The organism is Limnobacter sp. SAORIC-690, from assembly GCF_002954425.1.
Classification (GTDB): Bacteria; Pseudomonadota; Gammaproteobacteria; order Burkholderiales; family Burkholderiaceae_B; genus Limnobacter; species Limnobacter profundi.
In genome coordinates this window covers 2,091,768-2,106,526 of the sequence record NZ_MQVZ01000001.1, presented here as the reverse complement: position 1 = coordinate 2,106,526, position 14,759 = coordinate 2,091,768, and the positions used below count along the sequence as shown (strand labels likewise).

The 14,759-nt window shown below is 50.9% G+C and carries 9 protein-coding genes; 6 read left to right on the top strand and 3 right to left on the bottom strand.

The window, feature by feature from the left end; translation table 11 throughout:
* Nucleotides 1–32: 32 nt before the first annotated feature.
* Both BSZ31_RS10065 and BSZ31_RS10060 read right to left on the bottom strand, forming a co-directional pair.
* Complete coding sequence (locus BSZ31_RS10065; RefSeq protein ID WP_105028645.1) at nucleotides 33–1,901, bottom strand: hypothetical protein; 1,869 nt, start codon at nucleotides 1,899–1,901, stop codon at nucleotides 33–35.
* A 101-nt stretch (nucleotides 1,902–2,002) separates the two neighbouring features.
* Entirely contained in the window at nucleotides 2,003–2,671 is a 669-nt protein-coding gene (locus BSZ31_RS10060; RefSeq protein WP_105028644.1) for a haloacid dehalogenase type II, read from the bottom strand.
* A gap of 103 nt (nucleotides 2,672–2,774) precedes the next feature.
* On the opposite strand from BSZ31_RS10060, the gene BSZ31_RS10055 reads away from it, so the two are divergent.
* From BSZ31_RS10055 to BSZ31_RS10035, 5 genes are all read left to right on the top strand, one after another.
* Nucleotides 2,775–3,677: a LysR family transcriptional regulator gene (locus BSZ31_RS10055; protein ID WP_105028643.1), complete on the top strand. Its 903-nt coding sequence runs from the start codon at nucleotides 2,775–2,777 to the stop codon at nucleotides 3,675–3,677.
* Nucleotides 3,678–3,814: 137 nt separating this feature from the next.
* Nucleotides 3,815–7,141, top strand: a complete 3,327-nt coding sequence (locus tag BSZ31_RS10050; protein ID WP_168426929.1) for a PAS domain S-box protein — start codon at nucleotides 3,815–3,817, stop codon at nucleotides 7,139–7,141.
* A 109-nt stretch (nucleotides 7,142–7,250) separates the two neighbouring features.
* A complete protein-coding gene (locus BSZ31_RS10045) occupies nucleotides 7,251–8,879 on the top strand; it encodes a methyl-accepting chemotaxis protein (protein ID WP_146106660.1) in 1,629 nt (542 codons plus the stop codon).
* A 105-nt stretch (nucleotides 8,880–8,984) separates the two neighbouring features.
* A complete protein-coding gene (locus BSZ31_RS10040) occupies nucleotides 8,985–10,682 on the top strand; it encodes a cation:proton antiporter (RefSeq protein WP_105028640.1) in 1,698 nt (565 codons plus the stop codon).
* Nucleotides 10,683–10,815: 133 nt separating this feature from the next.
* Nucleotides 10,816–12,438 (top strand): methyl-accepting chemotaxis protein, encoded by a 1,623-nt coding sequence (locus BSZ31_RS10035; protein WP_105028639.1) that lies wholly within the window; start codon nucleotides 10,816–10,818, stop codon nucleotides 12,436–12,438.
* A gap of 192 nt (nucleotides 12,439–12,630) precedes the next feature.
* Here the strand turns inward: BSZ31_RS10035 and aceA are convergent, their stop codons facing one another.
* On the bottom strand, nucleotides 12,631–13,947 hold the full coding sequence (aceA, locus tag BSZ31_RS10030) for an isocitrate lyase (protein WP_206018588.1): 1,317 nt from the start codon (nucleotides 13,945–13,947) through the stop codon (nucleotides 12,631–12,633).
* 360 nt (nucleotides 13,948–14,307) lie between these two features.
* Here aceA and BSZ31_RS10025 point away from each other — a divergent pair, with 360 nt between their 5' ends.
* Nucleotides 14,308–14,757: a hypothetical protein gene (locus BSZ31_RS10025; protein ID WP_146106659.1), complete on the top strand. Its 450-nt coding sequence runs from the start codon at nucleotides 14,308–14,310 to the stop codon at nucleotides 14,755–14,757.
* The last annotated feature ends 2 nt before the right edge of the window (nucleotides 14,758–14,759 follow it).

Here is a 14,759-nt window from a genome sequence, read left to right as displayed (position 1 = left end):
TACGTGAAAAAGCCGCCCCAGGGCGGCTTTTTTTATGCCCACTGCACGGCTTTTCTCTTGCCTCCAGCCAATTCAAGGGGCCGTGCCACATTGCCATTCCACCCTTCGATATAGCAAGCGCCTTTTGCAGCACCCATCAAAATAGCGGCAGGTATAGCCACCACCAGCATTTGTGCAGCCGTGCTGATAATGGAAATTCCCAAGCTGAAAGACCCAAGCGGTATGTTTAGCGGAAACTTCAATTTGGTTCCTGCCTCGGGCCCGCCGAAGGCCACTCCATTGCCAGCTGCGAGAGAAAGTATCAAGAACGCATCGACAGCGGCCCAGATCGAACTGGCGATTGCCCTGCCAATGCTAAAGCTGGTTACACGGGAGTTGGGCCGTTTCAGCGCAGCCTCGGTGATGTATCCCGCCAGCTTGGCGATTGGGCGAGTCAGTTGGTAGTTAAGAGACAACAACACACCGTGGTTAAAAACCCGCAAGCCCTCTGAGAACCTGGCCAAGCCACGGGTTAAAGGCCCATACTGGTGCGCATTGTTCAGCATGTTCTCTGCGCTGTAACGCAGTCCTGTCGCTGGGTGCTTCAACACAGAGCCTGAATCCTGTGTGTCTTTCCGTGCACAAGCAAGCACGTTGAGCAAATTACCAGTCCCCTTCAAAACAAGTTTTCGAAAACTTTCTGCCCCACTTTCAATGTGATGGCGCATGTCCTTGAAATTGTCATGTGGATCAGCATGAATGGCAGAATGCTCAATCAGATTGGTCAAAGCGAGAAAATGGTTCTCACGGGCCAACAGTTCGGCTTTGTCAGACTTGGGATCCAGAAAACGGCCTTGCGTGCTGCCCGAGGGGCTAAATTCTGTCAGATAAGACCCAATCGTCTTTTCAATGGCCTGCTTGATTTGCACTTCATTTTGTCTGCCATGAACAACGTTCAACAAACGATCCAGAAGAATTGGAGTTCCCTCGGCCGTGCGATGGTTCTGCCCAATTTTTTGCCGCAAAGCCCTTGAAAGCACAGCAACCGCACCGGGTTTGTTGTTCACGTCGTTGAGCAACAGATAAATTCGGTGAAGGTGCTTGTCCTTGTTGAACTGAATCAGGTTTGTTATCGCACTACTCAACTTCGATTTGGAACCGACCATGCAACTGCCTGCCCCCAAGGCCAGCGATACCAAAGCAGACACCGCGGATATGGCACTGAAGCTACAAGCCAGCGCGCGCATGTCGGTTTGCAAAGCCTGTTTCACATTATTGAAAACCCTGTGCATGCCCTCAATGAATACCCCCCGGGAGAAGAGCGCAACAATACCCGCGACCACGGGCAATACCGCAAGAACACGCAATTGGCTTGTAAATGATTTGTCATCGCGCTTTGGCGTAAACAATATTTTGCTGACCTTGAGCAACAGCCCGGTGGGTGCTGCACCCAGCTCGGTAACCCCATTGGCGTAATGTGCCCATCTGGAAAGCTTGACTGCGCGTTGATCCTGTTTGGACAAACCAAACCTTGGGTCACGCAGTTGCGGATTAAACCGTAAATTGTCTTGCCTGTAAAAACGCGCCTTGACCAAAGGGCTGTTTGAGACATTCGCCGGTTTACCCTCAAGTGTGCATTTGTAATGTTCCGAGAAAAGTGCAGCCGACACTCGCTGGCTGCTTTCATAAGCCGCCCGGTGATAGCGCTGGTCTGCATTGTTACCCTCAACCCAGGCCCTTAGCCTGGATTGCCAGCCTGTGCGAACCAGTTGCCCATTGCCCAGCGATTTGTAATTCGCCTTGCGAATGGTGTGAGCCCGGCAATTTGGCAAAGAGAAATTGTCTGTCGCGGGTGAGAATTTTATTTCAACAGGCGCAACTGCGTGTGTATGGGTTAAAACCAATGGTGGAGGACCAGCCATTTCGACTTCCTTTGCTTGAATTCAAGACAAGGACTGACAGTGTTTTTTTATTAAGGTGACACGAATCAAGTCAGCTGGCAAAAACCAGAGCTTCCACTCCCTCACACGAGGGATAAAACATCATTCAAATTACGACCGGTGGCCATGGGTTCCACGTCCAGCCTTTCCAAAGGCAAACCGGCGCGATTCACCCACAGCGTTGGAAGACCAAACCAGGTGGCTCCGCACGCATCCCAACAATTGCTGGAAACGAACAAGGTTTCCGAGGCCTTTGCGCCGAAGTGATTCAAACCCATTTGATACACAGCACTGTGAATTTTGAAAGTTTGCAGTGCATCGACTGACAACACCGCATCCAGCAAGCCCTGAAAGTTGGCACCACGCACGGCCACATTCAACATTTCCGTATTGCCATTGGACAGAATCGCAGTTTTGATGCCGCGGCTTTTCAATGCCTGCAACACTGCCCTGTTTTCAGGGTACGCAGCCAGGCTTGAGTACACATTCAGCAGCCGACGTTGCCGCTCCTCCGTCAAATCGAGCTTGAGTGCCTCGCAGGCATAACGCAAGGCATCAATAGTGATGTCCCAAAAAGGCTTGTAGCGCCCCGCCATGGCGCGCAGGCGGGTGTATTCAATTTGTTTATCACGCCACAACACCGAGAGGGCCGAGCCGTGCCCGGGGAAAATCTGCTCGGCAGTGCTTGACACAGAATACACATCGAACAAGGTGCCATAGGCATCAAAAAGAACCAATTTTGGAGTCGCCATTCCTTACACCTCGCCCTACAGATTGAGTAATCTTCAGTTTATTGAATAAAACCACGATACTCTTCCAATTAATTGAAGACATTTTTACTTTTTAAGCAAAAGCATGGACCACTTTAAACAAATCACGACCTTTGCTGCGGTGGCGACCAAAGGCAGCCTTTCTGCTGCTGCCAGAGAAGAAGGTGTGGCACCAGCCGTCATTAGCAGGCGCCTGGATGCGCTGGAAGAGCGACTGGGGGTCAAGCTCTTGCTTCGCACAACCCGGACCTTGAACCTGACCTATGAAGGCTCGGCGTTTCTCGAGGACTGTCAGCGAATATTGAACGACCTTTCCAACGCCGAGGCCAGTGTCAGCCTGGGAGGCATCAAGGCCAGCGGGCACCTTCGCGTGTCTGCACCAGGCGGATTCGGTAGGCAGCATGTGGCACCCCTGGTGCATGACTTCGTACGTGAGCACCCTGAAGTAACCGTGTCACTGGATCTGTCAGACCGGGTTGTTGATTTGTTAAATGAAAACATGGACTGCGCTGTAAGAATTGGGGTGCTGCCCGACTCCAGCCTGGTGGGTGTGAAACTGGCTGACAACCAGCGGCTGGTGGTTGCTACGCCCACCTACCTTCAACGGCACGGCAGGCCGCAGCATCCAAGTGACCTGGCCAATCACAACTGCCTGAACCTGGTGAGCTCGGGCGCCCCGAGTGGCTGGCTGTTTACCATTCAGGGTGAAGCCACTCCAATCAGGGTGAGCGGCAGCCTTGCATGCAATGACGGTTCGTCCATTCTCGATTGGGCCTTGAACGATGCGGGCCTGGCCTGGCGCAGCCGCTGGGAAGTACAACAACACCTGCGCAGTGGCAAGTTGGTAACCGTGCTGGACGATTTTATTGCGCCACCCAATGCAATTTACGCGGTGTTCCCCCAAAGGAAGCACCTGCCCTTGCGCGTGCGCTTGTGGATCGATTTTCTCAAGCACCGCTACAGCATTGACTCTTACTGGAATACCTGAAACTTGAGTGCAATAAACCGCGAAAAGGCCCCTTTAATCCACAAATTGATGCGCAGGCAGGTGTAACAAAATAGCTGTGGGGTGCTATGCCCCGAACAATCAGCTCTACTTTTTCCACTTGCCACAGGTTGTATCAGGTGACTACAAGCAAAATCCGATATCAATGGATTCTCGCCGGAGCCATGCTCTGCGTGCTCGGCCTTGCCTTGCTTGCAATGGCTGCTGCTGACCTGCGCCGTATCAATGATTCGGCTGAACAAAATACCCAAACCCAGCTTCGATTGCTTCACGATATTTTGCACGACGAGTTCAGCGCGATTGTGCGGTCATTTGATGAAGCAACCCTCCAGCTGTCAGACAACATTGAAGTCAACAACAGCGTCAACATTCACAAGCGACTGGAATTGCTGAAAAGCGCACTGCCCGCCATGGAGACGATTGTCGCCCGGGATTCAGTCGGCAATATTCTGGGGCAAACCGGGGTAGACCGCGACCTGATCAACACCAAAGCCGATTTCACCCCGAACGCACGGCTGCTGCACAACGAGAGACTGGTCTCTTTCTCACATACCTTCAATGACAGCAGGCAGCTGGTTCTGGTAGTCAACTATCAGGTCAAAGACAGCCAAGGCGAGATGCTCGGCGTGATTCAAGGTCGATTTAATGCCCGATACCTTGAGCGTAAGATTGCGTCGCTACAACTGAGTGAACATGTACACAGTGGACTGGCGTTCAAAGACGGGACTGTGTTGCTGGTTCAGCCCGAGTTAATGAAAATTGTGGGCAAGCGACTGCCTTATTTCGAGTCCCGCCAGACACCAGCAGATCAAACGCAGGCTGCAAGCAATTTAATTGAACATGGCTTGTTCAAAGACCATTATTTCGCAAGCCTGTCACTGGCAAATTCCGACCAGTTAAATACGCCCATTCCCCTGTACCTGATCACCTGGGCCGATGCGGCGCCCATGAAAGCTCAGTGGCGAGAACAAACCATTGGCCTTTTTCTGGGTTACCTGGCCTTTTGCATACTGGCAGTGCTGATGGTGAAGGCCAGCATGACCTATCAGGTTCAACAGGTTTTGGCGAAAGAAAAAGCCAAGGCTGACCAGCAATTCAACGACGAACGCTTTCAATTGGCCACCGAGAGTGCAGGTATTGGAGTTTGGGAATACAACATTCAGGACAAGTTCATTCGCTGGGACAGCGCCATGCGCAAAATTTACGGCGTGAAAGATGAACAGGAACTGGTGTCCTACAAAGAGTGGCTGAGTTACGTGCTTCCAGAGGATGTCAATAAACTGGGCACGGTGTTGCTCGAGGCCTCGAAGAACCAGGACACCTTTCAATTCAACTTCAACATTCGCCGGGCAAGTGACGGGCGTATTCGCCACATACAAGCCCGTGCAAAAACCCATAGAAACGCCAAAGGAATTCCTTTCAGAATGATTGGGGTGAATGTGGATGTGACTGTACAACGCCAATTTGAAGATGCCTTGCGCGAGGCAGAAGCCCGATTCCGTTCCTCGTTTGAATGGGCAGCAATTGGCATGGCAATGCTGGACTTCAAAGGTCAATTCCTGCAAGTCAACAAGGCATTGTCGGAAATTCTGGGATACAGCGAAGAGGAGTTGCTGGGCTTTAGTTTTGATGCGATTACCCACCCGCAAGACACCATGCAACACACCCACCTGGTACGCGATGTACTGAAGGGACGCCGCCACAACTACCAACTTGAAAAACGCTACATACACAAGGAAGGACATGTGGTGTGGGTGCATCTTTCGGTGTCGGCTGTACGCAATGACAAAGGCCGGGTGATCTACTTTATTTCCCAAATCCAGGACATATCCGAGCGCAAGCGCAATGAGGCAACCCTGATTGAGCGGGAACATTTTCTGCGAACCCTGTCTGAATGCTTACCGGGATTGGTGTCGTACTGGAGCACTGACTTGCGTTGCCATTTTGCCAACCGCAACCATGAAAAATGGTCGAGCATTCCAGCAGACAAAATGCGTGGACAACACATGCGCAAGGTGCTGGGTGAAGAACTGTTTATTCATGACCACCACTATGTGCTGGGCGTACTGAAAGGCGAAAAGCAGCGTTTCGAACGCAGAAAACCACTGCCCTCTGGCGGCTATGCCGACATGTTGGTGCATTTGATTCCGGATGTACTGTACGGCAAAGTTGAAGGCTTTTTCTCGATTTCAACCAACATTACCGACTTCAAGGCGCAACAACGTGAACTTGAACGAATTAACCATGTGTTGACCGAGCGCACCCAACAAGCTGAAGCAGCAAGCAAGGCCAAAGGTGCATTTTTGGCCAATATGAGTCATGAAATTCGCACGCCCATGAATGCGATCATGGGCTTGCTGCAATTGCTGGAAGACACCGACCTGCAGGCCAAACAACGCGACTACCTCAGCAAAATCGGCTCGGCAGCCGATGTATTGCTGAACGTGTTGAACGATATTCTGGATATTTCAAGGGTTGAAGCCAATAAGCTGGAACTGAGCCACAATCGTTTTCTGCTGGACCAGGTCCTTAGCAAGGCCACCGATTTATTTGCTTACCGTGCAGAAGAAAAAGCGATTCAGTTGTACTGCACCAAAGATGCAAACTGCCCAGTCAGCCTGAAAGGCGATCGCCTTCGCTTGGCACAAATTCTGAACAACCTGTTGTCCAATGCTCTGAAATTCACAGAGAAAGGGCGTATTCATTTGCAGGTACAAAGCGTAGCCGATGGCAAGCAACTTCAATTCAGTGTGAAAGACAGCGGCATTGGCATGAACAAGGAGCAATGTGAAGCGCTGTTCCAGCCTTTCAGCCAGGTGGATGACAGTTCATCGCGCCGCTACGGCGGGGCTGGACTGGGCCTGTCGATCTGCAAGAATCTGGTAGAACTGATGGGTGGTCAAATTTGGGTGGAGAGCACGCCCGGTGTGGGTACAACTTTCCATTTCACGGTCAATTGCGTTGAGCCGGAATTCAAGATCAGGGCTGAAGACCAGCAGGCATTGAAATTGCAAACGCTGACAGCACCTGCTGACACTGGACCAGCAGTTCCACCGATGTTGAACAAGCGTGTACTGGTGGTGGATGACCACAAACTGAACCGCATGGTGGCCTCGGAGATGTTGAAAAAATGGGGTGCGCAGGTACACCTGGCGGAAAACGGCAAGGAGGCCGTGCAAGCGTGCGTTTCTGAACGGTACGACATGGTGTTGATGGACCTGCAAATGCCGGAAATGGACGGCTATGAAGCCACTGCCAGGATTCTTGAAGAACTGGGCAATGCGGCACCACCCATTGTTGCTGTGACTGCATCAGCCAGCGAACAGGATCGAATGGACATTCTGAATGCGGGCATGTGCGAGCACGTCATCAAACCATTCAAGAAAGAGACCCTGATTCGGATACTGCTGGATATTCAAGGGCAACAATCCACAAAATCGCTTTAATATCAAAACACTCAAAAGGGGAATCCCCCAAAACTAGAGATACTTCACTTTGTGAACATTGGTGATACTTGCTGAACTACAACAAGCAAACCACCACAAAGGAAGTGCCATGTTCAATACCATACGTGCCAAACTGGGATTTGGCTTCGCTCTAGTGATTGCCCTGGGCCTGCTGACAGGTGCGCTCGGGTTGATTAACGCCAAGAAAATCATGGATGGGGCTCAGGCCAACGAACATACCCATGAGGTGTTGCGAGAGGTCGCCCTGATTCGGGAAAACATGACCAACATCGAAACCGGTCAACGTGGCTTCCTGGTAACGGGATATCCCACTTATCTGGAGCCCTACACTGAGGGCATCAAGGAAATTGAGACCCACTTCGCCGCTGCGATCAAACTCACTTCAGACAACACTGCACAAACCGAACGATTCAACAGCCTGAAGGAAATGTATTCAAACTGGCTGAAGTTTTCCATCGAGAAAACAATTGCGCTGCGCAAATCGTTGAACAATCAAGAGATCGACCAGACCGAATTCATGAACCGATTCATCTCCTTGTCGGGCAAACCCATCATGGACAAAATGCGAGAGCTGATCGGACAAATTGAACAAGAAGAATTGAATTTGCTGAAGGTACGCACACAAGCAGCAGAGACCACTTATCAAACAGCCCTGTGGTCAGTGGCAGCGGCGCTGATTGCAAGCTTGATCGTGGGCGTTTTTGCCACCATCACTTTGGTCAAGCTGCTGCAAAACAAATTGGGTACTGCTGGCAAACACATCAATGCCCTGGCCAATGGTGAACTGAGCAGCCCGATTCACCACCAGAACAAAGATGAAGTGGACCAACTGCTGGCCGCCTTGGCGATTGCACAGAGCAACTTGAAAAAGTTGATTGACGGCATTCGCCAATCTGCACTTGAGCTCAGCAGCAGCGCAACACAAGTTCAAGAATCTTCAACAACCATGGCCAATGCGGGTGTGGAACAAGCGGATGCCACCTCGTCCATGGCAGCAGCGGTTGAAGAATTGACCGTCAGTATTTCTCAAATTTCCGAGAATTCAAACGACGCAACCTTCACTGCCAACGCGGCACGCGACTCGGCCGACAACGGCATGGTGACTTTGGGTGAAGTGGTTGCCGGCATTCAGCGAATTGCACAATCTGTTCAAACCAGCGCGCGGGCAGTTCAAACACTGGAGAAACAATCGGCAGACATTTCAGAAATCGTATCCACGATCACCGAGATTGCTGACCGCACCAACTTGCTTGCCTTGAATGCGGCCATTGAGGCCGCACGTGCAGGTGAACAGGGACGTGGCTTTGCTGTGGTGGCTGATGAGGTACGCAAACTGGCCGAGCAAACCAAGGGATCCACCGACCGAATTTCCAGTATGGTATTTGAAATTCAAAACATCACGCAGGGTGCAGTGAAGTCAATGGATACCTCGGTACAACTGGTGCAAGAAGGAATTGGTCAAGCTGATGTGGTGAATACCACCATCCAGAAAATCAAGTCTGACTCGGATCGGGTTTCTGAGGCGATTGCCGCGATTGCTGTTTCGATGAAAGAACAATCCAATGTCAGTATCGAAATCAGCCGCAACGTAGAACGTGTGGCACAGATGACGGAAGAAAACACGGCCGCCGCGCAGCAGAATACACAGGTGGCGGCACACTTGTCTGGCGTGTCGCAATCCATGATGAGTGCGGTCAAGGTATTCAAAACAGAATAAGTCGCGTTTTGTACGCAACTTTGGGGGCAAGTCCTTGTCTATGAAGCGGGTGCGTTCCATACGCACTTGCTATCATTAGAACAATACCATTAGGACTGCCCCATCATGCCCCATGACGTTTCCCTGATTGCCACATTGGCATTCGGCTTCGGCCTTGCGCTCATTTTCGGTTTCATTGCAGAAAAACTGAAAGCTCCCGCCTTGCTGGGCTACCTGGTTGCCGGATTCCTGATTGGCCCAGCCACCCCTGGCTTTGTAGCGGACCCCGCGCTAACCAATCAATTGGCCGAGGTTGGCGTGATGCTGCTGATGTTCGGTGTGGGCATGCACTTTTCGCTCAACGATTTACTAGCAGTAAAAAAAATTGCAGTGCCCGGTGCCATTGTTCAAATGGCAGCCGCAACACTGCTCGGCATGGGTGTAGCCCATTTCTGGGATTGGCCCATGGGTCAAAGCCTTGTGTTTGGTCTTGCCTTGTCAGTGGCCAGCACGGTGGTGTTGCTGAAAGCACTGGAAGCCCGCGGCATGCTGACCAGTGCAAACGGTCAAATTGCAGTGGGTTGGCTGGTGGTTGAAGACCTGGCCATGGTACTGATTCTGGTTTTGCTTCCGCCACTGGCAGGTTTGTTGAAAGGCGGAACCCTGGACCCGGAAACCAATCTGGTCTTCGACATCGGTTTCACCTTGGTGAAGGTGGCGCTTTTCGTGGGTTTGATGCTGGTGGTGGGCAAGCGTGTTATTCCCTGGATGCTTTGGCACATTGCGAAAACAGGATCTCGCGAATTGTTCACACTCTCAGTGATTGCACTGGCCATCAGCTTGGCTTTCGTTGCCGCAGGGCTGTTCGATGTGTCTTTTGCACTCGGCGCCTTCTTCGCCGGCATGGTGATGCGGGAATCTGAACTGAGCCACCGCGCTGCCGAGGAATCCCTGCCATTGCGAGACGCATTCGCTGTGCTGTTTTTTGTGTCAGTGGGTATGCTGTTTCAATTCGATGTCATTGTTGAGTACCCGCTGCGCGTACTCGCTGTGGTGGCCATTATCGTGCTGGGCAAATCGCTGGCTGCTGGCGCACTGGTCCTGCTGTTCAAGTACCCCCTCAAGAGCGCTTTGGTTATTGCGGCCAGCCTTGCACAAATTGGTGAGTTCTCATTCATTTTGATTGGGTTGGGTTTGTATCTGGGTCTGGTGGACTTACAGGTACAAAGCCTGGTCGTTTCCGGCGCAATTTTGTCGATTGCCCTGAACCCGGTTGTGTTTTCCCTGATTCCCAAATTGAACGACAGCATGGTCAGGCGTTATCAATGGGTTCGCAATTTGAATGCACGCAGCCACAGCATGGAAGAGCTACCTGAGCAAACCGATGGCAAGTACCTTGGTAAACACGTGGTGTTGGTGGGGCACACCGAGTTGAGCAAACGAATTGCCAAATCGCTGAAGAAAAAAAATGTACCCATGGTGATTGTTGATACCAGCCGCGAGGTGGTGGCCAAACTGAGAAAGAATGGACAGGCTGCCGTGTCTGGCGAATATGCAGACCCAGTGACCTTGGTTCAAGCGCACACCACCAACGCAAATAGCCTTGTTATTGCCACTGGCGATACCCCGGGGCTGAGCCAGATGATCGAAAATGCCAAAATGCTGAACCCGGCAATTCAGATTTTTGTGCAGGCGTACTCGAAAGAGGAAAAACAAATGCTGGGCGCCCTGCCCGATGTACATGTGTACCGCTGGGAAGACACATTGAGCGATGCCATCGTTCACGACCTCATCAAAACCCGGCCAGAGCCTTCAAACGCCTAATTGATTTTTGTTTCAAATTCGTGAATTTACTTGAATTGCGGGGTTCAGAAGCACCCCGCATTTCAAGGTTTTGAAAGTCAACCGAACTGCTGATAATTGACAAAATTTCAATCTTTGTCATTCAGGAATTTCGATGCTTCAAACCATACAGTCAAAAATAGTATTGGGCTTCGCCTTGTTGATCGCTTGCGTCGCCATTGGAGGGGGCTTGGGCTTGTGGAACATGCAACGCATTCAAGTCAGTGGGCTGAACAACACCGACAGTTTCAAAACACTGCAACATGTCAGCACCATTCGTGAGAGTCTGGTATTCATTGAATCGGGCCAACGGGGATACTTGCTGACTGGCGATGACTCCTATTTGTCGACATACCAATTTGGCAAAAAACGCTATCAGGAAGAACTTGCTTATCTGTCAAAACGCAAAAATGAACTGCCAGAATCATTCGTCTGGGTTGAGGAATTGCAAACCCTCTATTCGCCATGGCTGACTTTTTCGATCGATGAAACCATCAAACTGCGTCAAAGCCTGGACAAGGGTGAACTTGATCAGGCTGATTTTCTGGACATTTTTGCAGCCATGTCTGGCAAGCCCATCATGGATAAAATGCAGGCCTTGCTGGATCAGGTTGAATCTGCCGAAAAAACCATGCTTGAGAATCGAACTGCCCAGTCTGTTCAAACCTACACCAGTTCTCTGTGGGCGGTAGGTTCAGTGGTTGTCTTGTCCTTGCTCGCGGGTGTCATGATCATGCTTCGCCTTGGGAAATTGCTTAGAACCAAACTCGCCAGAGCAAACCAGCATATTCGGGAATTGGCAAACGGCCAGCTTGGGCGCACCGTTCAAACTCAAGGCAAAGATGAAATCGACACACTGTTGCAGGAGATATCCAAAGCCCAGAATAATCTTCGGGTATTGATCAACGGCATTCGCCAATCAGCACAGGAACTGGATGACAACTCAAATCAGGTGTCTCGCCTGTCGCAGGCCATGGCCAAGTCCAGTGACGAACAAGCCGAGGCCACTTCGACCATGGCTGCGGCAGTTGAAGAACTCACCGTCAGCATTTCGCACATCTCGGAGAATACTTCTCAGGCCAGCGACACGGCACACACTGCCAGAAATGCTGCTGAAAATGGCATTGCCACTTTGAAAATGGTCGTGGGTGGAATTGAACGAATCGCCCACTCGGTTGATGAAAGCGCATTGACAGTACAAACACTCGAGGCACGTTCGAATGATATTTCAGAAATCATTTCAACCATCACTGAAATAGCTGAACACACGAACCTGCTGGCCTTGAATGCGGCCATTGAAGCTGCCAGAGCAGGGGACCAGGGCCGTGGATTCGCAGTGGTTGCGGACGAGGTTCGAAAACTTGCAGAACAAACCAAGACCGCAACGCATCGGATCTCGGACATGATCTATGACATTCAACGCATGACTCAAGGTGCGGTCGGCAGTATGGGTAATTCTGTGAAACTGGTTCAGGCTGGCTTGAGCCAGGCCAATCAAGTGAACATGACTATCCTGGACATCAAAAACCATTCTGAACGGGTTTCAGACGCAATTTCAACCATCGCCGTGTCCATGAGGGAACAGTCGCAGGTGAGTATACAGATTAGCCAAAGTGTGGAGAAAGTGGCGAGAATGACCGAAGAAAACACCCAAGCTGCACAAAACAACACCCGGGTAGCACAGCAACTTCAATCCGTATCGAATGTGCTTGTGCATGCAATCAGTACATTCAAATAAAAAGCCCGGCAAGTTTCTTACCGGGCTTCAGCACTCGCTGTTGAGCCTTTTGTAAAGGCTCAGCAAGGGGAAAAATACTCTTGAATTGATTTTTTGAGCTTGTCTCCTCTCCCCCTCCGTCGGTCAATCTATCCACCCCTCCTAGGGTGGGAGACTGCCAAGATTGCCGACAAATTCAGTTCAACCAGCGGATCAGTGGAACTGTTCTTCTTCTGTAGAACCTGTCAAGGCTGTTACTGAAGAAGCGCCACCCTGGATCACAGTAGTTACATCGTCGAAGTAACCTGCGCCCACTTCCTGCTGGTGAGATACAAAAGTATAACCTTTTTCACGTGCTGCGAACTCAGGTTCTTGAACCATGTTCACATAGTGCTTCATGCCTTCGCCACGAGCGTATGCGTGGGCAAACTGGAATGTGTTGTACCAGTTGACGTGGATACCAGCCAAAGTGATGAACTGGTACTTGTAGCCCAGTGCGCTCAGTTCTTCCTGGAAGGAAGCGATCTGGCTGTCGTTCAGGTTTTTCTTCCAGTTGAAAGAGGGTGAGCAGTTGTAGCTCAACAGCTTGCCTGGGTTCTTTTCCAGAACGGCCTGCGCGAATTCACGGGCAAAACCGATGTCAGGTGTACCTGTTTCACACCATACCAGGTCAGCATAAGGTGCGTAGGCGATACCGCGGGAAATGGCTTGTTCCAGACCGTTCTTCACACGGTAGAAACCTTCGGCAGTGCGCTCACCAGTCAGGAATGGCTTGTCGTTCTCATCGAAATCAGAAGTCAGCAGGTTGGCGGCTTCAGCGTCGGTACGGGCCAGAACGATGGATGGAACACCCATTACGTCGGCAGCCAAACGTGCAGCGATCAACTTTTGAATGGCTTCAGCGGTTGGAACCAGCACCTTGCCACCCATGTGACCACACTTCTTTACAGCAGCCAATTGGTCTTCGAAGTGAACACCGGCGGCGCCAGAGGCGATCATGTTCTTCATCAGTTCGTAGGCGTTCAAAACACCACCGAAACCAGCTTCACCGTCGGCAACGATGGGCAGGAAGTAATCGATTGCGTCTTCGGCCTTCATCTTGCCGTCGCAAATGTTCTTCCACTGAATTTCGTCAGCGCGCTGGAATGTGTTGTTGATACGACGAACCATTTTTGGCACTGAGTCATAGGCGTACAGTGACTGGTCGGGGTACATTGTTTCGGAGCTGTTGCCGTCGGCAGCAACTTGCCAGCCTGACAGGTAAACAGCTTCCAAACCAGCTTTGGCTTGCTGCATGGCCTGACCAGCAGTGATTGCGCCGAAAGCGTTTACGTAGCCCTTCTTGGCGCCACCGTTCACTTTTTCCCACAGCTTTTCAGCGCCGCGCTTGGCCAGTGTGTACTCTGGCTGAACTGAACCACGCAGACGTACCACGTCTTCGGCCTTGTAGCCGCGCTTTACCAGCTTCCAGCGTGGGTTGGTTTCCCAGTCTTTGTTGAGTTCTTGAACCTGTTGGTCAAAAGATTTCATAGTGATGTCCTCAGAAGGCAATAGAGAAAAAAGAAAACGGTTCGCTTGATGGCCTACTTGCGGTGCCCTGCGTGTGCAGCTTCGCGGGTATCACTTGGGCAAGTGGTGTCGATCAGGTGATGAGCCGTATCTTACAGATCATTTCGCAGAGCAACAAGAGTTATATCTTATACAAGACTTTTTTTTCGTATTGTTTAAAATCAATTACTTACGTTAAATTAATCACGATATGAAATACTTTTTCTCTAAATGAAAAAGAGTATCCACTCTAAATCATGCGGCGCAACCTACTAAAAATGGTTCGTGTGAACATTTTGGCCTTGCCGAACCACTCAAAAAAAACAAGCAACGGACATCCACATGACTCGCTCGCTTCCATCCCACATGGTTGGTCAGAACCAATATGGCTTGATCTCATATACCGCGAACCACAACCTTTCGGTTCGGATTGGAACTACGGGGTGCGCGCTTTGCGTGGGCCTGGCCTTGTGGCGCGAGTCCGATGGCAAGGCCTTGGTGGCTCACATACAACCGGATCAATTGCACAAGATTAAAGAATCAGTTGATCGAATTTATCAACTGATCCCCAATCCCAGCAAATTCTTGTGCGTGACGGCCGGCGTGGACAAAAGCACCAATGAAATCGTTGACTCACTGGTAAAAACTTATGGCACGCTGCCCATCATGAAAAAAGGCTACGATGAAATATCAATCGTTTCTGGCACTGGTGCCATTCGGATAAGTCGAACTTCGTTGATTCAAACCGATGAAACAAGGCCACCGAATTTTTCGACCGGAGACCTGTCCTGAAA

Coding starts and splice junctions, on each gene's coding strand:
- BSZ31_RS10065 (WP_105028645.1), bottom strand. CDS start 1,901: ATGGCTGGTCCTCCACCATTGGTTTTAACCCATACACACGCAGTTGCG.
- BSZ31_RS10060 (WP_105028644.1), bottom strand. CDS start 2,671: ATGGCGACTCCAAAATTGGTTCTTTTTGATGCCTATGGCACCTTGTTC.
- BSZ31_RS10055 (WP_105028643.1), top strand. CDS start 2,775: ATGGACCACTTTAAACAAATCACGACCTTTGCTGCGGTGGCGACCAAA.
- BSZ31_RS10045 (WP_146106660.1), top strand. CDS start 7,251: ATGTTCAATACCATACGTGCCAAACTGGGATTTGGCTTCGCTCTAGTG.
- BSZ31_RS10040 (WP_105028640.1), top strand. CDS start 8,985: ATGCCCCATGACGTTTCCCTGATTGCCACATTGGCATTCGGCTTCGGC.
- BSZ31_RS10035 (WP_105028639.1), top strand. CDS start 10,816: ATGCTTCAAACCATACAGTCAAAAATAGTATTGGGCTTCGCCTTGTTG.
- aceA (WP_206018588.1), bottom strand. CDS start 13,947: ATGAAATCTTTTGACCAACAGGTTCAAGAACTCAACAAAGACTGGGAA.
- BSZ31_RS10025 (WP_146106659.1), top strand. CDS start 14,308: ATGACTCGCTCGCTTCCATCCCACATGGTTGGTCAGAACCAATATGGC.